This window comes from Micromonospora sp. NPDC004704, from assembly GCF_053601675.1.
In genome coordinates this window covers 169369-189369 of record NZ_JBSGCD010000006.1, presented here as the reverse complement: position 1 = coordinate 189369, position 20001 = coordinate 169369, and the positions used below count along the sequence as shown (strand labels likewise).

The window sequence follows — 20001 nt, the reverse complement described above, 5'->3', positions numbered from 1 at the left end:
GAACCGCTGACCGACCAACAGACCAACGATGCGGCCGTGACACGGGGAGGCCCTCTGGCGTCTTCGTCGAATTGAGGCACACCGCGTGACAAACGACGGCGCATCCGCCGGCCGGACCGTACCCGAGGTGTTGAGTTGGCGGGCGGCCGTGCATCCGGACCGGGTGGCGATCGAGGTGCACCAGGTCGCGACGCTCACCTTCGCCGAATGGGACGCGGGCGCGAGTGCGGTGGCCACCGCACTCCGGGAGCGTGGACTGGTTGCCGGTGACCGGGTCGGGCTGCTCTTCGGCGCGCCGGACTGGGTGGACTTCGCGGTCGCGTACTGCGGGGTGCAGCGTGCCGGCGGGGTCGCCGTTCCCCTCTCCGACCGGCTCGCCGCCACCCAGGTACGGCAGGCGTTGGAGCACTGCGCGGCCACCACCCTGATCCACGGCCCCGGTACCGATCCGACGCCGGCGGCAGCGCCGGTACGGGTCGCCACCGTCGCCGAACTGGTCGCCGTCGGTACGGCGGCACCACAACCGCACCCCGGCCCCGTCGTACGTCCCGGGGACCTGGCCCAGATCCTCTACACCTCCGGGACGACCGGTCGACCGAAGGGCGTCGGGGCGACCCACGCGAACCTGACCGTGGCCGCACCCAGCCATCCCCGCCGGCTGGCGTTGGCGCACTCCGAGCGGTTCCTGCACGCGTTCGCGATCGGCACCAACGCCGCCCAGACGATGCTGTTCAACGCGCTCACCGCCAAGCCGACCGCGTTGACCCTGCCGCAGTTCACCCCGGCCCGGTTCGCCCGGCTGATCGGATCCCCCGGCACCGGAACGGTTTTTGTCGTCCCGTCGATGGCGATCGAGCTGCTCAACTCCGGTGCGCTGGGCGGGCGGGACACCTCCGGGGTGCAGTTGATCGGGTCGACGGCCGCGCCGCTGGCCCCGGCGGTCGCCGCCCGGCTCGCCACCGCGTTCCCGAACGCGGTGATCGTCAACTACTACACCTCGACCGAGGCGGCGCCCGCACAGACCACGATGATCTTCAACCCGTCCCGCCCGGACGCCGTCGGCCGGGCCGCCGCAGGCGCCCTGATGATCGCCGACGAGCAGGGGCGCCCCCTGCCCGAGGGCTCCACCGGACAGGTCTGGCTGCGGTGCCGGCACCCGCGCGCCTACTACCGGGACGAGCAGGCCAGCCGGGCGACCTTCCACGGCGAGTGGGTACGGATGGGAGACGTCGGACGGATGGACGCCGAGGGCTACCTCTACCTCGCCGACCGGCACGAGGACGTGGTGAAGTCCGGCGCGTTCAAGATCTCCACCCTGGAGATCGAAGCCGCCCTGTACGAGCACACCGGGATCGCGGAGACCGCCGTCGTCGGCATCCCGCACCCGGTGCTCGGCAGCACCGTGGCCGCCGTGGTGGTCCCCCATCCGCAGACCCCGGCCGCCGACCTCGCCCTGCCCGCGCTGCGCGCCTTCCTCACCACGCGACTCGCCGACTACCAGCTCCCGACCCATTTGCTGGTGCTCGACCAGCTACCCCGCAACGAGGCCGGCAAGGTGCTCAAACGCCAACTGGTCCGCCAACTCGAACAGACCCGCACGACCGCGCACCGCCACCACTCGGAGGGCCCGTGAACACCGCTGCGACGACGTACGCCCAACACGCCGTCTGGTTCACCGAGCAGGCCGGAGTGGCCGGCACGGCGTACCACCTGGCGCTCGGCGTCCGGTTCGGGGCGGGGCTCGACCGCCACGCGCTGACCGAGGCGTGCACCGCCGTCATCGGCCGGCACGAGGTGCTGAGCACGGCGGTCGAACCCGACCCCGAGGGCGTACCCCGGCTCGTCCCCGCCGTGGAGAAACTCGCGCTGACCACCGGCGAGCTCTCCGACGGGCGGATCCGCGCGGAAATCACCCGACCGTTCGACCTGCGCCGGGGACCGCTGGCCCGGTTCACCCTGCTGACCGGCGCACCGGAGGAGCACCTCCTCCTGGTCACCGCCCACCACCTGGTCTTCGACGGCATGTCCAAGGACGTGCTGCTCGGCGAACTGGCGACGGCGTACCGCGCGGCGGTCGCCGGGCGGCCGGTCGACCTCGGCCCCGCCCCCGACCCGTACGTCGGGCACGCGGCGGCCGAGCAGCACCGGGTCACCGCCGATCTCGCCGGTGCCCACGAACACTGGGCCGCCCGGTGGTCGCCCCCCGGCGATGTCCTGCTGCCCGGCCTGCACCGGGTGCCGACCGCCGCCGAACCCGGTGCCAGTGTCGAATTCGCACTCGACCCGGACCTCGTCGCCCGGGTCGACGGTGCCGCCACCGACATCGGCGTGACCCGCTTCGAGCTGCTGCTCGCCGCGGTGCACACCCTGCTGGACCGCTACGGCAACCCGAACCTCCCGGTCGGCGTGGCGCTGTCCACCCGTACCGCCGCGACCGCCGGGCAGGTCGGGCTCTTCGTCAACGAACTGCCGGTGCACCCGCCGGCACCGGAGGCCACGTTCCGGGCCTACGCGCGGGCGGTCCGGACCGGCGTACGCGACCTGTACCGGTTCCGGCACGTACCGCTCGCGCAGACGGTCGGCGGGCTGCGCCCGGCTCCGGCGCTGACCCCGGTGTCGGTCGGTTACCGGCGGCGCGGCCCCGCCCCGGACTTCGCCGTTCCGGACACCACGGTCGAGTGGACGATGTTCAACGACACGGCCCGCAACGCGCTGCACGTGCAGATCGTCGACGGTCCGGACGCGGTCACCGTCAGCCTCCAGCACAGCCCGACCGCGATCGACCGGGAGTCGGTCAACCGGATCGGGGCGCACCTGCGGACCGTACTGTCGGCGGTGGTCGACGACCCGGACCGGCCGATGCCGACCGTGCCCCTGCTCCCGCCCGGTGAGCTGTCGGATCTGGTGCACGGGTGGAACAGCACCGAGCGCCACTACCCCGCCGACGCGGTTGTCCCCGCGCTCTTCGCCGCCCAGGTTCGGCAACGCCCGGACGTGGTCGGGGTGGTCGACGGGGACCGGCGGCTGACGTACGCCGAACTCGACGCGACCAGCGGCCGGCTCGCCGCGGTGTTGCGCGGGCGGGGAATCGGCGCCGGCGCGCTGGTCGCGGTCTGCCTGGACCGGTCGTGGCAGGCGGTCGCGGCGCTGCTCGCGGTGCTCCGCTGCGGCGCCGGATACGTGCCGGTCGACCCGGGCTACCCGCCGACCCGGCAGGCGATGATCCTCGCCGATGCGGACCCTGCGCTGGTCATCGCCACCGCGTCGGCCGCCGCCGCCCTCGATCCGCGCCTGCCGGTGCTCACCGTCGACGACCTCGACCCCGCCGACCCGACGGTGCCCGAGACCGGACCCCTGCCCGGTCCGGGCGACGTCGCCTACGTGCTCTACACCTCCGGCTCGACCGGTCGGCCGAAGGGCGTCGCGGTGCGCCACGATGCCCTGGCGAACCTGCTGCTCGGCCTGCGGGACCTGCTCGGCGGTGAACCCGCCGACCGCTGGCTCGGGCTGACCTCGCTGTCGTTCGACATCTCCGCCGTCGAGGTGTTCCTGCCGCTGGTGACCGGCGCCCGGGTGGTGGTCGCGTCGAACACCCACGCCGCCGACGGCGCGGCCGTCTGCCGGCTGATCCGCGACCAGGAGATCACCCACGTCCAGGCAACCCCGTCCGGGTGGCGGGTCCTGCTCGAGGCGGGCCTCGGCCGGGAACCGGGGTTCCCGGTCGTCGCGCTTGCCGGAGGCGAGGCGCTGCCGCTGCCGCTCGCCCGCGAGCTGCGGCGTCGGACCACCCGCCTGTTCAACGGGTACGGGCCGACCGAGGCGACGATCTACGCCAGCGTCGCCGAACTGCCCGAGCATCCGGACCGGGTGACGATCGGCCGACCGCTGCCCAACATCCGCGCGTACGTGCTCGACAACCACCTGCGTCCGCTGCCGGTGGGCGTGCCGGGCGAGCTGTACCTCGGTGGTCGGGGCGTGGCCGACGGCTACCTGCGCCAACCCGACCTCACCGACGAACGTTTCCTGCCCGACCCGTTCGGGACCGGGTCGGCGCGGCTCTACCGCACCGGTGACCTGGTCATCCGGCTGCCGGACGGTCGGCTCGACTTCGTCGGGCGGGCCGACCAGCAGGTGAAGATCCGTGGGCACCGGGTCGAGCTGGGCGAGATCGAGGCGGGACTGTCGGCGCATCCGGACGTCGTCGCGGCGGCCGTACTGCTGCGTGGTGACGGAGCCGACGGGACCGAGGCACGGCTGGTCGGGTACGTGGTGCCCAGGGGCGCCCCACCCGAACCGGCCGCGCTGCGTACGCACCTGGCGCGGACGCTGCCCGCCGCCATGCTGCCCAACGCCTGGGTGTTCCTGGACCGGTTGCCGCTCACCCCGAACGGGAAGCTGGACCGGGCCGCGCTGCCCGAGCCGGCACGTGAACGCACCACCACCGCACAGGTCCCGCCGACCGACGCCGAGGCCGACGGCGACACCGACGAGGTCGTGGCGCGGATCCGGGTGATCTGGCAGGACGTGCTCCAGATCGGTGAGATCGGTCTGGACGAGGACCTGTTCGACCTCGGCGGTCACTCGCTCACGATCACCCGGATCAGCGGCCGGATCCACCAGCACCTGGGCGTGGAGGTACCGCTGGACGTATTTTTCGACACCCCGACGATCGGGGAGATCGCCGAGTTCGTACGACGTTCGGGAGCGCCACGATGACCGGGGACGACGGGTTGCGCCGACGGCTGGCCGAGCTGATCCACGAGGTCACGGACGGGGCGGTCGGGACCGAGGACGTGCTGGTCAGCGGCGCCTCCCTGGTCGCGCTGGGCGTGGACTCGCTGGGCCTGCTCCGCCTCATCGACGCGATCGAAACCGAGTACGACGTCGAGCTGGACCTCTCCGGCACCGGCCGAGCCCTCAACACCCTCGACGACCTCGCCGCCCAACTCACCCCGCCCCGCTCGTCGATCTAGGGCAAATACGCGCTTGTTGATCTCTGACCACACGTATTTGCCCTAGATCGACGGGGTGGGGGTGGGGCGGGTGGGGCGGGGGTGGGGCGGGGCGGGGGTGGGGGTGGGGTGGTCAGTGGGTGCGTTGCCAGTAGCGGCAGGTCCAGTCGACCTGGCGGAGTTCGTCGGTGATGCCGAACTCGGCGCGGAAGTCGTCGACGGCCTGGCGGCAGCCGCGTACGGCGTGGTAGTCGTCGATGATGACGTACCCGCCGACGGAGAGCTTCGGGTAGAGCGACCGCAACGCCACCTCGGTGGACTCGTAGAGGTCACCGTCGAGGCGCATCACCGAGATCCGGTCGAGGGGTGCCGTCGGCAGGGTGTCCTTGAACCATCCGGGCAGGAAGCCGACCTGGTCGTCGAGCAGTCCGTACCGGCTGAAGTTGCCCTTGACCTGGTCCATCGACACCGCCAGGACGGGCACGCTCCACAGTGCGTCCTCGACGTCCTCGACCCGGCGCGGGTCGGGTTTGGGCAGGCCACGGAACGAGTCCGCGACCCAGACCGTACGGTCGTGGTCCCCGTACGCCTTGAGCATGGCGCGCATGAAGATGCAGGCGCCGCCACGCCACACCCCGGTCTCGATCAGGTCACCGGGCACGCCGCGTTCGAGCACGTCCCGTACGCAGTGCTCCAGGTTGTCCAGCCGGTGCAGGCCGATCATGGTCTCCGCGTCCGGCGGGCAGTCCCGGCCGACCTCGCGCGCCTGCGCGTCGAACGGGAAGCGGAGCACCAGTTCCATCCCCCGCTGGTGCAGCAACCGCTGGCCGCGGCGGTACACCGCGCCGCGCAACGACCGGCGGCGGGGCTGGAACGGGGTCCAGGTCTCCCCGAAGGCGTACCGGGTCAGGGTCTTCTTGAGCAGGTCGAGGTAGAGCTGACGGGGATCGTCGGTGGTCGGCTCGGCGACCTGCGCCGGGGACAGGGAATCGGTCATCGTCGTTCCTTCGCTGAGATGTCTTCTGCGGTACTGGTTGTCGCGCGGCGGTCGCCACCCGCCGGGTGGTCACGGCCCGGTGGGCAGGTCGGGTCCTCGGGCGGTGGCCAACTGCCGCCCGGCGCCGGTCAACTCCTGCCAGACGCGGTACATGCCGTCGGCGGTCCCCGCCCAACTGAACTCGTCGGTGGCCCGGCGTAACCCCCGGCCGGCCAACTGTCGGGCGAGGTCGGGATGGTCACGCAGCGCGGCGAGCCGGTCGGCCAGGGCCACCACGTCACCGGCGGGATAGGTCAGACCGGCCGAGCCGATCACGTACGGGATCTCGCCCACCTCGCTGCCGACGACCGGTACGCCGCACGCCATCGCCTCCAGCAGCACCCGGCCGAACTGCTCCCGCTGCGGGACACCGGTCCACCGCAGCGGGCCGCGCCGGATCACCTCGATCGAGGGCAGGACCAGCACGTCCATCCGGGACAGCAGTTCCGGCAGGTCGGCGTGGTCGGTCCAGCCGGCGAGGCTGATCCGGCCCGGTCGACGGGCGGCGGTCCGCTCGATCTCCGGATACAGGCTGCCGCCGCCGACCGCCAGCAGGTCGCAGTCGAGCAGATCCACGGCCCGGAGCAGGTCGTGCACGCCCTTGTACGGCTCCAGCCGGCCGACAAAACCCACGGTGAAGCGTCGCGCCTGCGGGCGGGCCGCCGGACGGGGCCGGAACAGGGCGGTGTCGACCCCGAGCGGGACGATCGTCGCCGGCCCCCGGTATCCCCTGGCGCGCAGCACCCCGAGCGCCGCCGGAGTGATCGGGAAGGCGTGGTCGATGCTGTCGTACGCCTGCCGTTCGAGTCGCGGGAGCGGCACCGGGAACCGCGTCACGACGTTCTGCGCCGCGTACAGGGTGAGCGGTGCGGTGGGCCAGTGTCGCTGCCGCATCCGGATGGCCTGCCAGGTGGTCAGGTACGTGGCCTCCCCGATGACGTGTACGACGTCCGGGTGCCGGCCGCCGAGCCGCCGGCCGGTTCCCGGTCGGAACAGCCCCGATGCCAGGTGCCCGGTCCGGTGCTCGCCCAGCAGGTGCGACACCAGGTGGTAGCGCAGGTTCGGTCGTAACCGGGCCAACCGGTCCAGGCGCCGGTGGGTCGACGCCGAGACGTCGGCCGCGAGCACCGTGAGCGTGACCTCGGGCCGGTCACAGAGCGCGGCGAACAGTTCGGTCCAGTGCTCGGTACGTCTGCCCGCCGCCGTCATCAGGACGTGCATGGTGGGTTGCCTTTCGAAATGCTCGGAGGTGGCGGTCAGGGCGCTCCCGATATTTCCCAAATCACTATGAACCACCTGACACGCCGAAAACCACGCAACACGACAATTTGGGCTCGCGGATCCGAGTCGGGGAGCGGTCCGGCCGGGCAGACCGGGGCCGGAACACGAAGGGGCCGCGCGACCGGAACGGTCGCGCGGCCCCGGTGTGTCGGGCGTACGGGTGGAGCGGGCTAGCCGGCCGAGCCGGACTCGCTGGAACGCCAGTTCAGCCGGACGATGAGCTGACGGGCCTCCTCGGCGTGCTCCGCGTCGACCGCGATTCCGTACTGCTCGGCCTGGAGTGAACTGCGCGAGGTGAAGTCACGCCGGCCACGGGTCATGGCGTGCGCGCTCGCGCCGAAGATCGCGCCCCAGACCGCGCCGATGACCACCGAGGCGATCAGCACACCGAGCCAGCCCGAACTGCTGAAGATGCCGAACAGCAGCCCGATGAACAGACCGAACCAGGCGCCGCTGGCCGCACCGGCCGATGCCGCGCGGCCGGTGGTCAGCCGGCCGATGACGTTCTCCACCAGCCGCAGGCCGGTGCCGACGATCGCGGTGTGCTGGACCGGGAACCCGCTGTCGGACAGGTAGTCGACGGCGCGCTGGGCCGAGGCGTAGTCGGGGTACGTCGCCACGGTCACCGTGGGCGGCGCCAACTCGGGTACGGCACCGCCGGCCGCGGGGAGCACCGGCTTGCCGGTGGGTCCGGGTGGCAGGTCGCCGGCTCCGGGAGTCGAGGGTGTGGTCATCATTGCCTTCTTTCGAGGGATGCCGATCAGGGTCGTACACGGTTTCCCGGCACCGGCGGTGTGGCCGGCGCCCCCGGATGTGCCGGTCTCGCCCCGGCCATCCGATCCGCCCGGTGATCGTGTCACCGACCAGGTTGGCGCGCACCTGTCCACGGGGCAATCTTGGTACGGTGTGCCGCCGCGCCCCCTGGCGGCACACGCCGGCTCCACCTCGGCGGGGCCGGTCCACCGCGCGCAGACAGGACCGCCGATGACGCCCGCACCGACAGCCGCACCGACGCCAGACCCCGCGAGCGGACCCCGGACCAACTGGGCCGGCAACATCACGTTCGGCGCCCGGCGGTTCCACCACCCGTCCTCGGTGACCGAACTGCGGCGGATCGTCGCCGGCAGCGAGCGGGTACGCGCCCTCGGCACCGCCCACTCGTTCAACCGGATCGCGGACACCCCGGGGGATCTCGTCTCGGTCGCCGGTCTGCCGGAGCGGGCGGAGATCGATCCGGAGCGCCGGACCGTCACGGTCAGCGCCGGGATGCGTTACGGCGAGCTGGCCGCCCGCCTGTACGCCGAGGGCTACGCCCTGCACAACCTCGGTTCGCTGCCGCACATCTCGGTCGCCGGCGCCTGCGCCACCGGGACCCACGGTTCGGGTGAGCACAACGGTGGTCTGGCCACCGCCGTCTCCGCGATGGAACTGGTCACCGCCGACGGTGAACTGGTGACAGTCAGCCGGAACGCCGACGGTGCCGACTTCCCCGGCATGGTGGTGGGGCTGGGCTCGCTCGGCGTCGTCACCGCGTTGACCCTGGCCATCGAGCCGACCTACGACCTGCGCCAGTACGTCTACCGAGACCTGCCCGGCGAGCTGCTGCGCGAGCACTTCGACGAGATTCTCGGCGGCGGGTACAGCGTCAGCCTGTTCACCGACTGGACCGGTGACCGGATCAACCAGGTCTGGCGCAAGCTCCGGGTCGACGGGTTCGACGCGGCGGCCGTACCGCCGGTCTGGCACGGGGCGACCCTGGCCGACGAGCCCCTGCACCCGGTGCCGGGCGTGTCCGCGGTGAACTGCACCGAGCAACTCGGCGTACCGGGTCCGTGGCACGCGAGGCTGCCGCACTTCCGGTTGGAGTTCACCCCGAGCAGCGGCGAGGAGTTGCAGTCGGAGTACCTGGTGCCCCGGTCCGAGGCCCGGTCCGCACTGGACGCCCTGGCCACGATCCGGCACCTGATCGCACCGGTGCTGCAGATCTCGGAGATCCGTACGATCGCCGCCGACGACCTGTGGCTGAGCCCGAGCTACCGGCGGGAGAGTGTGGCCATCCACTTCACCTGGGTCAAGGACACCCCGGCGGTGACCCCGGTGCTGGCGGCGATCGAAGAGGTGCTGGCGCCGTACGGGGCGCGACCGCACTGGGGCAAGCTCTTCGGCACCGAGCCCGAGGTGGTGCGGGACCTCTACGAGCGCTGGGACGACTTCCGCCGGCTGCGCGACCGTTTGGACCCCACCGGCACGTTCCACAACGCACTGACGGACCGGTACTTCCCGTCGCAACGGTGACACCGATCAATACATGGGAAAAACTCGCTTTTATCCGCTGCTTTGTCCGATGTACGACATCGAAAGTGTCGCCGGAGATTCCCTTAATGTCCGCCCGGTACGCTGGCGCCCGGTCACAGAGCGACATAGCCCGCTCACAGCGGGTGGTGCCTGATCCGTTTGAACGGATTCCCCAGCCCGGCCGGAGGCAGCCATGGAAATCGTCCGACCTGTCCAGCGCTCCCTCGGCACAGCCGCCCTACTCGGTGCCGTACTCCTGCTGATCACGTCCTGTTCGCTGAGTCCCGGGCCCGGCGAATCCGGCGCCGGAAAGCCCTCGCCCAGCGGCGCCGGACACGGTGGGCACGACAGCCGCTTCGACCCACCGGCGGCGGCACCGCTGCGCGACGGGGAGCGCTTCGTCAACCTGTCCATGCCCCGGCCGTACACGCCCGCGGCCCCCAACGGCGGCACCGACGAGTACCGGTGTTTCCTGGTCGATCCGGGGCTGACCAACCCGGCCTTCCTGACCGGCAGCCAGTTCCTGCCCCAGAACACCGAACTCGTCCACCACGCGATCTTCTTCCGGGTCGGCCAGCAGAGCGCGAAGGAGGCCCGGGAACTGGACGACAGTACGCCGGGCGAGGGCTGGACCTGCTTCGGCAACAGCGGCATCGGAGACGACCTGGCCTGGGTGGCCCACTGGGCGCCCGGCGCGAACGAGACGCTGCTCGCGCCCGACCTCGGTTATCCGATGACACCCGGCAGCCAACTCGTCATGCAGGTCCACTACAACCTGCTCGGTGCGCAGGCCGGTGCGGTCGGCTCCGACCGGTCCGGGATCCGGCTGCGGCTCACCGACGGCGGAGCCAACTTCGTGTCGCTGACCACCGACGTGATCTCGGCACCGGTCGAGCTGCCGTGCGCCGACGGCGAGTCCGGGCCGCTCTGCGAACGGCAGGCCGCCGTAGCCGACGTCAGGTCCCGGTTCGGTGACGCCGCCGGGGCGGCGGTCGACGAGCTCAACACGTACTGCAACGGGGGGCGGGCTCCGGTCGCCGGGACCACCCAGCACTGCGACCAGGAAATCCGCAAACCCGCCACCCTGTACGCCCTCGCCGGGCACATGCACCTGCTCGGACGGTCGATCAAGGTGGAGCTGAACCCGGACACCCCGCAGGCGCGTACGTTGCTCGACATTCCCGCGTACGACTTCGACTCGCAGGCGATCCAGCCACTGGTCGCCCCGGTGGCCGTCAAGGCGGGCGACAGGTACCGGGTGACCTGTACCCACGACGCGACCCTCCGGCGCCAGATACCCCAGTTGCAGCCCCTGCCGCCGCGTTACGTGGTCTGGGGCGAGGGCACCAGCGACGAGATGTGCATCGGGATCATCGTCACGTCCCGGCCCGTCTAGTCATCCCGTCCACCCCGTAGATCACCGTGCCCGAGTCGGCTGCACCCGGCTCGGGCACGGGCTCGGCACTCAGCAAGGGTCCGCCGGCGGTACCACCGGCAGGATGATCCGGGACGGTCGGGTCGCGTCGTGGTAGACGGTCTGGTCCGCGACCATCATCGCCGTTCCGGTCCCGCCGTTGTTCAGGTTGCGGTCCCAGCGCGGGAAGTTGCTCGACGTCACCTGGACCCGCACCCGGTGCCCACGGCGGAAGACGTGCCCGATCGACCACAGGTCGATCTCGTGTTCCCCCGGCTCCCCCGGCTCGGCGCGAACCCGGACTATCCCGTCGGTGAGGTTGCGGGAGACGCCGTCCGGGTCGACGTCGCAGAGCCGGGCCACCCAGTCGGTCCCCGGAGCGGTCGACCCGGCGACCAGCGCCATCCGGATCCGCCCGGTCACCTCCAGGTCGTCGGTGAGCGGAGCGCCGGTGTAGACCAGCACATCCGCCCGGCGCTCGATCCGGTCCTGGTCGAACGGGCCGGGCGGATACTCGCCGGCCATCAGGATCTGACCGCCGTGCGTACGGACCGGGTCGGCGGGGTCGTACCGGAACGTGTCCGGCGCGGTCTCCGGTCCGGACGGTTCGTCGCGAAGGGTCCCGTCCGGGCCGAGGTACAGGGGCGTGTCCACCGCTCGGGCCAACGGCCACTGCGGCTCGTCCCGCCACCGGTTGACGCCGGTGATGAACAGCCGCACCGGCTGACCCGGTCCGACCGGGCGGTCCGGCCGCAGCCACCGGTCGAACCAGTCGAGCTGCAGGTCGGTCAGGGTGGTCCGCAGGTCGAGGCTGCGCTCGTTGGCGGCCAGCCCGAAGTTGACCTCGCCCTGCTGGTGGCCGCCCTGACTGCGGTGCGACCACGGTCCGACGACCAACCGGGCGGGCCGACCGGCGGCGGCCATCGCGGCGTAGTTGTCCAGGGTGCCCTGGAGGAAGACGTCGTACCAGCCACCGATGTTGAGGGTTGGCAGGTCGATCTGGTCGTACTTGTCGGACACCCGGCAGGAGGCCACCGCTTCCGGGTCGGACAGTGCCCGCTGGTAGCCCAGGTCGGGGACCTCGTGCCGGGCGAAGGCCGGGAACGCGTCGGCGGGCAGTTCCCAGTATCCGCCGTCGGCCAGCGAGTCGAGCTCGGCCACCAGGGCGACCAGTCGTCGGTCACGTTCACCGGGAGCGTCGCGGAACCGGCGGCCGAGCTGGTTCGCGCCCTGTTGCAGCGACCAGTTGCCGCCGAGACCGAGTTCGATCGCCCCGCCCCGGCCGAACAGCCCGTCGAAGGGCTCCGACCAGGTGAAGGCGGGTGCGATGGCGGTCAGCTCCGGTGGCTTTCCGGCCGCCGCCATCCACTGGGCGTTGCCCAGGTAACTGGGGCCGTACATGCCGACGAGGCCGTTCGCGCCGGGCAGGGTCGCGGCCCAGCGTACGGAGTCGTACCCGTCGGTCTGCTCGTGGCGCAGCGGCTCCCACTCCCCCTCGGACCGGTACCGCCCACGGGTGTCCTGGATGACCACCAGGTAACCGCGACGGACGGCGGCGAGCGGGTTGAGGCCGGCGAAGATGCCCGGATCCTGCTTGTTGTACGGCGTCCGGACGAGCAGTACCGGCCACGGACCGCCCTGCGCGGGCCGGAAGACGTCGGCGCGCAGGACGGTGCCGTCGCGCATCTCGGCGGTTACGTCGAACTCGATCCGGACGCCTTCCATGGATCCGTCCCTTCCGGAGGTACGGGTCCGGGGCGGGCGGCGACCGCGCGAGTCCGGACCGTGGGAATAACGTTATCTAGGACCCGTTCCGAGGTGCCTGCACGATCGGATCGCCCGCCGGTCGTCCGACGGTCCTCCCGTCCGGCGCCGACCGGTTGCGCGGAGGTTGCACTGCGGCGTTCGGGGCGGGGGCACGGGGCCAGCCTACGACCCGGTCCCGGACCCGGACAGGGACCCCGTTGCGGCTACGGGCGCAGCTCGCCGGAACCGCGCGGGATCAACTCCACCGGCACGGTCACGCTCTGTACCGGCCGGGAGGGGTCGGCGGACCGGGCCAGGAGCAGCTCTATCGCGGTCCGCCCGATCGCGGCGCTGTCCTGCGCGACCACGGTGAGTGCCGGGCGGAGCAGGTCCGCGAGGAGGAAGTCGTCGAAGCCGACCAGGGCGAGCCGGCCGGCGTCGGCGCCGAGCCGCCGGAGCACCTCCACCGTGGCGGTGGCGTTGCCGGTGATCAGCGCGGTCGCCGGCGCCGGGCCATCGAGGGCGGTCTCCAGCGCGGCGGCGATCCGGGCCGGTTCGAGTGCGCCGGGGTGGACCATGCCGTCCAGCGGGCCGCCGTGCGCCGTGACACAGGCCCGAAAGGCGGCGGCCCGTTCCCGGCCGGTGAAGATCCGCTCGTGGTCGCCGATGTAGGCGATCCGCTGGTGACCGTGCTGGACCAGGTGGCGGAAGGCCAGGCCGATGCCGCCGGCGTTGTCCGAGAGCACGGTGTCGGCGGCCAGGCCACCGGTCGGCCGGTCCACCGCGACCAGCGGCATTCCGGCCGCAACCTCAGCGGCCAGGTACTGGTGGTTGACGCTGATCGGCTCGAGGATGATGCCGTCCACCCGGCGTCGGCACATGGACATCACCGCCTCGCGCTCGCGCTGCTCCTCGTCCTCGGTCGACATCGCCAGGACGGTGAGCTGAGCGACCCGCGCCGCCTGGTCGACGGCACTGAGCACCGGGTGGGCGTCGGCGAGGTTGCGGACCGCCGCGCCGATGGTCCCGCTGACCCCCCGGCGCAACTGCTGGGCCCGCTCGTCGGGCTCGTAGTCGAGCGCGGTGATGGCCGCCCGGATCCGGCTGACCAGGTGCGGACCGACCGTCGGGTCACCGTTGACCACCCGCGAGACGGTACGCAGTGCCACCCCGGCCTCCCGGGCCACGTCCCGCATGGTCGGCCGCTTGCGGCGGCGGTGCCCGGCGGTGTCCTGCGCCATACGCTCAGTCATCGCCGTGATTCTCCCTCTCGCCCTGCGGACTGCGGTGCCGCACGTGCTCAGTTTCGATCAGAGCAACAGTCTTGACACGCCCCGGAAACTTCCTATCCTCGGGATAACGTTATCCCACCCCGCCACCCTGGAACCCTCCCGGGGTCCGCCCCGCGAGCCAGCCTGGTACTCCAGCACCCCCACCATGATCGCCAGGAGGACCTCCTTGATACGCAAGCCCCTGTTGGCGGCGTGCCTCATCGGCGCGCTCGCCCTCACCACCGCCTGCTCCGACAGCGAGAGCAGCGGCGGCGGCGAGAGCACGTTGACCTACCTGACGTTCGAGACGCCCAGCCTCACGTCCACCTTCTGGAACGACTCGATCGCCTCCGCCCAGCAGCAGGCACCCGGCGTGAAGATCAATCGGATCACCTCGCCGAACACCGACCGGGACACGTACGCCAAGCAGCTCCAGGCATCCGGCCAGTTCCCCGACCTGCTCCAGTCGATCACCCCGGCGAACTTCGTCGGCGCCGGCCTGCTCCAGCCGTACGACCAGACCTGGGTGAACGCCAACTTCCTGCTGCCCGAGGGCAACGCCCTCAAGGGCAAGGTCTACATCCCACCGACCAACTCCCAGGTCATCCCCCAGGTGTTCTACAACAAGGAACTCTTCACCAGGGCCGGGGTGCAGCCGCCGAAGACCTGGGCCGAGTTCCTGGCCGTGTGCGACAAGCTCAAGGCCGCCGGGGTCAACCCGATCGAGCTGGGCGGCGCCGACCCGTTCGCGGCCGGCATGCCGCTGGTCGGCATCATCAGCGCCGACGTGCTGGGCAAGAACCCCAACTGGCTCCAGGACCGGTACGCCGGCAAGGTCAAGTTCACCGACGACAACGTCGTCACCGCGGTCAACAAGTACCGCACCCTGGTCGGCAACGGGTACTTCGACAAGGGCGCCCTCGGCGTGAAGTACGCCGACTCGATCACCCGGTTCACCGGCGGCAAGTCCGCCATGTACCCGATGGGAAGCTGGTTCCTCGGCTCGGTGCCGAAGGAGACGGCGGACAACTTCGGCGTCTTCCCGTGGCCGACCGACGACGGCTCACTGGTCATCCCGTTCACCGTCGGCGGCTCGATGGCGATCAGCGCCAAGAGCAGGGACATCCCCGGCGCCACCAAGTTCGCCCAGGCCTGGTCGCTGGACCCGAAGAACCTCAAGGCCCTGATCGAGGGTGACGGCGCCTTCCCGATGCTCAAGGACAAGACCCTGGACGACTACGGGGTGACCGTGACCCAGGTGTTCAAGGACTCCTACCAGTACGTCACCGACGAGAACACCAAGGTCAGCTCGATCAGTTGGGCCACCAACGACGACGCGCTGCCGCCGGGGGTCAACAACGACTTCTACGCCGCCAGCCAGGCGCTGTTCACCAGCTCCGACGTCAAGGGCGAACTCACCAAGCTCGACAAGGCCTGGGACACCGCGACCAAGTAGTCGCCCCCGACCATCCCTCACCGGCAACCGGACCAACCGGGTCGGGGTTCCTCGCCGGACCCCGACCCGGGCTAAGGAAGTGACATCTTGACTCGGACGAGTCGAGCACGCAGGCGCGGCGGAGTACGCCGGGAGAACCGTGGGCTGTTCGCCATAGCCGCGGTCGCCTTCGGACTGTACGTGTGCTTTCTCGTACTGCCGCTCCTGCTCAGCCTGCGCAGCAGCTTCACCAACGAGAACCCGCTGCGGGCCACGAGCAGCTTCGTGGGCCTGGACAACTACCGCGAGGCGGTCGGGGACACCCAACTGCGGGCCAGCCTCGTCTTCACCCTCATCCTGGCCGTCGGCGTGACCGTCGCGGCGAACGCCGTCGGCGTGCTGTTCGCCATGATGCTCAACCGGACCACGCTCAGCTACCGGGTGATGCGTACGGTCGCCTTCCTCCCCCAGGTCCTCTCCGGTGTGATCGTCGGCTTCGTGTGGCAGACCATCCTGACCCAGGACGGGCTGCTCAACCACATCCTGCAACGGCTCGGGCTGATCGACGAACCGTTCGCCTGGCTGGGCAGCCCGAACGCCGCGCTGTTCTCCATCGGGGTGGTCGTCGCCTGGATCCTCACCGGCTTCACCACCGTGGTCTACCTCGCCGCGTTGCAGAACATCCCGCTGGAACTGCACGACATGGCCGCCCTGGACGGGGTGAACCGCCGGCAGCGGTTCACCCGGGTCATCTGGCCGATGATCGCCCCCGGAACCACCATCAGTGTCACCATCTCGCTGATCACCGTGCTGAAGCTCTACGACGTGATCGCCGTACTGACCGGCGGTGGTCCGGCCAACTCCACCCAGTCCACCGCGCTCTACATCGTGCAGCTCGCCTTCACCTCCGACCGGTTCGGGTACGCCTCCTCGGTCGCGATGGTGCTGCTCCTGCTCTCCGCGGTGATCGCGCTGTCGGTGACCAACGTGCTGCGCCGCCGAGAGGTGAACCTGTGACCGCCATCCGCCGGCTGCGACCCCGGGTACGCGTGATCGTCGCCGCCGCCGTCATCCTGGTCTTCGTCGCACCGATCTACCTGATGATCGTCAACGCGTTCAAGGCCCAGCCGGACATCCTGCGCAGCCCGGTGTCGCTGCCGATCCCGCCGACCATCGACAACCTGAGCACCGCGCTCGGCCGGCCGGACAACCTGATCCAGCTCGGCCTGCGCAACTCGCTGATCACCGTCGTCTGCTCGGTGGTGCTACTGATCCCGCTGGCCGCCGCCTTCAGCTTCTACCTGTCCCGGCGCCGGACCAGGGCGCGGGCGCTGGTGCTGACCGCACTCGCCGCGGGCCTGATGGTGCCGCCGCAGGTGATCCTGCTGCCCACCATCAAGATCCTCACCTGGGTCGGCCTCGACCACAGCTACCCCGGCCTGATCCTGTCCAACCTCGGCGGCGGTTACCTCTCCTTCGCCGTCTTCGTCTACGTCGGGTTCATGCGCTCGGTGCCGGAGGAGGTCATCCAGGCGGCCCGCCTCGACGGGGCCGGCGGGGTACGGATCTGGTGGCAGATCGTGATGCCGCTGGTCCGGCCGGCGACCGCGACGGTGGCGATCTTCTCGTCGCTCTGGATCTGGAACGACTTCCTGAACCCGCTCTTCATTCTCGGCCCGTTGCAGGGTCAGACCATCACCACCGGCCTGTACCTGACGATTGGACAGTATTCCGTGGACTACGGGCAGTTGTTCGGCATCATGTTCCTCGCCGCGATCGTCCCGGTGCTGGGTTACCTGGCCGTGCAGAAGCAGTTCATCGCCGGCCTGACCGCGGGGTCGACCAAGTGACCACCACCGCGCAACCCAGCCGTCGCGTACGGGACGACAGCACGCTGCCGGTGGGCGTACCGGACCTGGACGAGGTGGCCGGCGAGTGGGTCGACGCAACCGAGCTCGCCCACCTGCCCTCGCTGCGCAACCAGCAGGGGCAGGGGCACGTCAACCACGACCTGACGTCACTGTCCTGGCTGGCCGCGCCGCCGTACTCGTTCGGCTACCACACCGGGGTACTGCGGGTGGACGGCGTCGTGCCGGACGCCCAGCGCTTCCGGTGGAAGCCGTGGGGCGTTCAGCGGGAGCACCGGGGCGAGCGGGTGTCCGTACGCACCGACGCCCGGATGGCGCTGTCGCGAAACCTGCTGCTCTGGCGGGTGCAGGTCACCAACGAGCAGGACTCGGCAGCCACGTACACGGTCACCCAGGACCTGTTCGCGCTGCTCACGGCAACCGAGGTGGGCTGGGGCTGGCTCTACGACGTGCCCTGGACCAACGGCGACTACCACGACTTCATCACCCTGGAACGGATCCGGGACGCCACCCGCCCGGCCCGGGACGGGGCGCCGTACCTGCTCGGCCCCGGCCCCCGGCGGGTCCGTCTCGGCCGCCCCCGCCTGCCCGGCATCCAGCGCGACGAGGACCGGGCGCCGATGCTGATGCAGTACGAGCTGCCCCGGCACGTCAGCGATGACACCGTCTACCCGCACCGGGACGCGGCCCGTGGTGGGATCCGGAACCTGCACTGCGGCCCGGCCGACGGCGGTACGGTCTTCGAGTTCGCCGACCCGGTCGAGCTGGAGCCGACCACCCGGGTCGACCTGGACGGCTTCGAACTGCGCGACAGCCTGGTACTGAGCTTCGAGTTCCGGCCGGACACGCTGACCGAGCCGGGTGTCATCCTCACCCACGGCAACCACCCGGACTCGCTCCAACTCGGTATCGACGCCGACGGGCTCTGGTTCGGCATCTCCGGCGAGGTCGAGCACGCCGACACCCCGTTGGTGGCCGGCGCCTGGCACCGGATCTCCGTTCTGCTCACCGACCACCGGGTCACCCTGCTGCTCGACGGCACCCCGGTCGCGACCACCACCGACCACTGGTCGCGGTCCCGGCGCTGGAGCACCACCATCACCGACGGGGTCGCGGTCACCGCAGACGCGCACTCGGCCGCGCGGGCGGCGTACGCCTTCCCGACCGCGCCCGGCGACCTGACCGTCACCGGCGCGGGTGCGCGGGCGACCTGGTCCCTGGCGCTCGCACCCGGCGAGACCCGCACCCTCGGGGTGGTCTGCGCCTACGGCACCGACCCGGCCGAGGTGACCGGGGCGGCCCGCGGTGCCTCGGCGACCTTCGACGAGACGATGGCCGAGACCGAGTACGGGATGCGCCGGCACTGGCGCAACATGTTCACCCCCGACAACGGCGACTTCAGCGGGCACCTGCCCACCTTCCGGGCGGACGACCCGCAGCTCGGCCGCGCCTACTACATGGGCGCCCTGCTCGTGCTGTACCTGCGCAACCTGAACGCCAGCCCGACCGAACCGGTCTTCCTGACCGGCGGACCCCGGCTCGGCCCGACCACCACGTTCTACTGGGACCACAGCGAGTGGAGCCGGATGTACGCGCTGCTCGAACCGGTCGGGCTCAGGGCGTGGCTGCTGCGGGCGCTGAGCGGGCCGTACCGGGACTCGTTCGGTTTCGACACCCGGCGGGGCGGCCCGCTGGGCAACGAGTACGCGTCCACCGACCTGTCCCTGTTCCGGCTGGTCGAACACTACGTCTGCGTCACCGGTGACCTGGGATTCCTCGACGAGAGGGCGGGTTCGGCGACCGTCGCAGACCATGTGGAGCGGCTCGCGTACGGCTGGCGGGACCGGCGTCGTACGGCCACCGGCGGCGTGCTGGCCGACTTCGGCGACGACGCCTGGCGGGTGCTGGAGTGCGTACCGAACTACATCAACGTGATCGCCTCCCTCAACGCCGGCTACGTGACGATGATGCGTTCCCTCGCCGGCCTGTACCGGTTGCGCGGTCGACCCGACGACGCGGCACGGGCGCAGGGCGAGGCGCAGACGCTCGCCGCCGCCGTCCTCGACCTGTACGTCGACGGGGGCCGGTGGTCGGTCCGGCACCCGGACCGGACCGAGACCATCGGCCACAGCCTCGACTTCGGGCTGGTCGCCGCGGCGCTGCACGCCGAACTCGGCCCGACCCGGCGCCGGGAGATGGTCGACTTCGTCACCGGGCACCTGCTCACCGGGACCTGGATGCGGGCGCTGGCCAAGGACGACCCGGTCGCGGAGAGTTCCGACCGGCCGGACCACGGGGCCGGCGGGGCGTTCGGCGCCTGGCCGGGGGTGACCGCGCACGGGCTCGCCCGGCTCGGTCGCCCCGACCTCGCCATCGGACTGCTCCGGCTGACCCCGGAGTCGGCGTCCGGGGCGCTGTGGGGGCAGGCGATGGAGATCCTCGACCGGGATCCGACCGACATCCGGGTACGGGTGGCCGAACGCGGGGTCTCCAACCGCGACTCGATCGCCGGTGCCGCCACCGCCGAGGCGGTCCTGGCCGCCCTGTTCGACTTCGAGCCCACCTTCGCCGACCTCGGCACCGATGCCGTACCCACCACCCGCCACCGTCCGGGTGTCGGCGTCCTGTCCAACCTCAACGTCGCGCCGGTCCGATCGCCCGCGGACGCGCAGCCCTAGACCCCAGCGGTCCGGCGCTGTTCCG

At 71.2% G+C, this 20001-nt stretch carries 14 protein-coding genes; 9 read left to right on the top strand and 5 right to left on the bottom strand.

Annotated elements, in window-relative coordinates; genetic code table 11:
- Nucleotides 1-85: 85 nt before the first annotated feature.
- The 3 genes from ACWEFB_RS10690 to ACWEFB_RS10680 are packed head-to-tail and all read left to right on the top strand — an operon-like array spanning nucleotide 86 to nucleotide 4973.
- Nucleotides 86-1633, top strand: a complete 1548-nt coding sequence (locus ACWEFB_RS10690; protein ID WP_452284331.1) for an AMP-binding protein — start codon at nucleotides 86-88, stop codon at nucleotides 1631-1633.
- On the top strand, nucleotides 1630-4716 hold the full coding sequence (locus ACWEFB_RS10685; RefSeq protein WP_452284329.1) for a non-ribosomal peptide synthetase: 3087 nt from the start codon (nucleotides 1630-1632) through the stop codon (nucleotides 4714-4716). The genes ACWEFB_RS10690 and ACWEFB_RS10685 overlap by 4 nt, the downstream gene beginning before the upstream one ends.
- The gene (locus ACWEFB_RS10680; RefSeq protein WP_452284327.1) at nucleotides 4713-4973 is read left to right on the top strand and encodes a phosphopantetheine-binding protein; all 261 of its coding nucleotides are present in this window, start codon (nucleotides 4713-4715) and stop codon (nucleotides 4971-4973) included. The genes ACWEFB_RS10685 and ACWEFB_RS10680 overlap by 4 nt, the downstream gene beginning before the upstream one ends.
- A gap of 112 nt (nucleotides 4974-5085) precedes the next feature.
- Here the strand turns inward: ACWEFB_RS10680 and ACWEFB_RS10675 are convergent, their stop codons facing one another.
- The 3 genes from ACWEFB_RS10675 to ACWEFB_RS10665 form a co-directional block, all read right to left on the bottom strand.
- Nucleotides 5086-5949, bottom strand: a complete 864-nt coding sequence (locus ACWEFB_RS10675; RefSeq protein WP_452284325.1) for a TylF/MycF family methyltransferase — start codon at nucleotides 5947-5949, stop codon at nucleotides 5086-5088.
- A 69-nt stretch (nucleotides 5950-6018) separates the two neighbouring features.
- The gene (locus ACWEFB_RS10670) at nucleotides 6019-7209 is read right to left on the bottom strand and encodes a glycosyltransferase family 4 protein (RefSeq protein ID WP_452284323.1); all 1191 of its coding nucleotides are present in this window, start codon (nucleotides 7207-7209) and stop codon (nucleotides 6019-6021) included.
- 230 nt (nucleotides 7210-7439) lie between these two features.
- Nucleotides 7440-8003, bottom strand: a complete 564-nt coding sequence (locus ACWEFB_RS10665) for a general stress protein (RefSeq protein ID WP_326557917.1) — start codon at nucleotides 8001-8003, stop codon at nucleotides 7440-7442.
- Nucleotides 8004-8253: 250 nt separating this feature from the next.
- Here ACWEFB_RS10665 and ACWEFB_RS10660 point away from each other — a divergent pair, with 250 nt between their 5' ends.
- Nucleotides 8254-9564: a D-arabinono-1,4-lactone oxidase gene (locus tag ACWEFB_RS10660; RefSeq protein WP_452284321.1), complete on the top strand. Its 1311-nt coding sequence runs from the start codon at nucleotides 8254-8256 to the stop codon at nucleotides 9562-9564.
- A gap of 193 nt (nucleotides 9565-9757) precedes the next feature.
- On the top strand, nucleotides 9758-10960 hold the full coding sequence (locus tag ACWEFB_RS10655; RefSeq protein WP_452284319.1) for a monooxygenase: 1203 nt from the start codon (nucleotides 9758-9760) through the stop codon (nucleotides 10958-10960).
- Between the two features lie 69 nt (nucleotides 10961-11029).
- Here ACWEFB_RS10655 and ACWEFB_RS10650 read toward each other — a convergent pair whose 3' ends face one another.
- Nucleotides 11030-12703: a CocE/NonD family hydrolase gene (locus tag ACWEFB_RS10650; RefSeq protein WP_452284317.1), complete on the bottom strand. Its 1674-nt coding sequence runs from the start codon at nucleotides 12701-12703 to the stop codon at nucleotides 11030-11032.
- A gap of 245 nt (nucleotides 12704-12948) precedes the next feature.
- A complete protein-coding gene (locus ACWEFB_RS10645; protein WP_452284315.1) occupies nucleotides 12949-13977 on the bottom strand; it encodes a LacI family DNA-binding transcriptional regulator in 1029 nt (342 codons plus the stop codon).
- Nucleotides 13978-14182: 205 nt separating this feature from the next.
- Here ACWEFB_RS10645 and ACWEFB_RS10640 point away from each other — a divergent pair, with 205 nt between their 5' ends.
- From ACWEFB_RS10640 to ACWEFB_RS10625, 4 genes are all read left to right on the top strand, one after another.
- On the top strand, nucleotides 14183-15451 hold the full coding sequence (locus tag ACWEFB_RS10640) for an ABC transporter substrate-binding protein (protein ID WP_452284313.1): 1269 nt from the start codon (nucleotides 14183-14185) through the stop codon (nucleotides 15449-15451).
- 87 nt (nucleotides 15452-15538) lie between these two features.
- Nucleotides 15539-16447 carry a carbohydrate ABC transporter permease gene (locus tag ACWEFB_RS10635; RefSeq protein WP_452284311.1) on the top strand — a complete coding sequence of 303 codons (909 nt, stop codon included), beginning with the start codon at nucleotides 15539-15541 and terminating at the stop codon, nucleotides 16445-16447.
- A complete protein-coding gene (locus ACWEFB_RS10630) occupies nucleotides 16444-17280 on the top strand; it encodes a carbohydrate ABC transporter permease (RefSeq protein WP_452284309.1) in 837 nt (278 codons plus the stop codon). The genes ACWEFB_RS10635 and ACWEFB_RS10630 overlap by 4 nt, the downstream gene beginning before the upstream one ends.
- Nucleotides 17277-19976: a hypothetical protein gene (locus ACWEFB_RS10625; protein ID WP_452284307.1), complete on the top strand. Its 2700-nt coding sequence runs from the start codon at nucleotides 17277-17279 to the stop codon at nucleotides 19974-19976. The genes ACWEFB_RS10630 and ACWEFB_RS10625 overlap by 4 nt, the downstream gene beginning before the upstream one ends.
- The last annotated feature ends 25 nt before the right edge of the window (nucleotides 19977-20001 follow it).

Excerpts from the sequence above, each read along its gene's own strand:
- ACWEFB_RS10680 (WP_452284327.1), top strand. The coding sequence starts at position 4,713 with ATGACCGGGGACGACGGGTTGCGCCGACGGCTGGCCGAGCTGATCCAC.
- ACWEFB_RS10675 (WP_452284325.1), bottom strand. The coding sequence starts at position 5,949 with ATGACCGATTCCCTGTCCCCGGCGCAGGTCGCCGAGCCGACCACCGAC.
- ACWEFB_RS10670 (WP_452284323.1), bottom strand. The coding sequence starts at position 7,209 with ATGCACGTCCTGATGACGGCGGCGGGCAGACGTACCGAGCACTGGACC.
- ACWEFB_RS10665 (WP_326557917.1), bottom strand. The coding sequence starts at position 8,003 with ATGACCACACCCTCGACTCCCGGAGCCGGCGACCTGCCACCCGGACCC.
- ACWEFB_RS10660 (WP_452284321.1), top strand. The coding sequence starts at position 8,254 with ATGACGCCCGCACCGACAGCCGCACCGACGCCAGACCCCGCGAGCGGA.
- ACWEFB_RS10655 (WP_452284319.1), top strand. The coding sequence starts at position 9,758 with ATGGAAATCGTCCGACCTGTCCAGCGCTCCCTCGGCACAGCCGCCCTA.
- ACWEFB_RS10650 (WP_452284317.1), bottom strand. The coding sequence starts at position 12,703 with ATGGAAGGCGTCCGGATCGAGTTCGACGTAACCGCCGAGATGCGCGAC.
- ACWEFB_RS10645 (WP_452284315.1), bottom strand. The coding sequence starts at position 13,977 with ATGACTGAGCGTATGGCGCAGGACACCGCCGGGCACCGCCGCCGCAAG.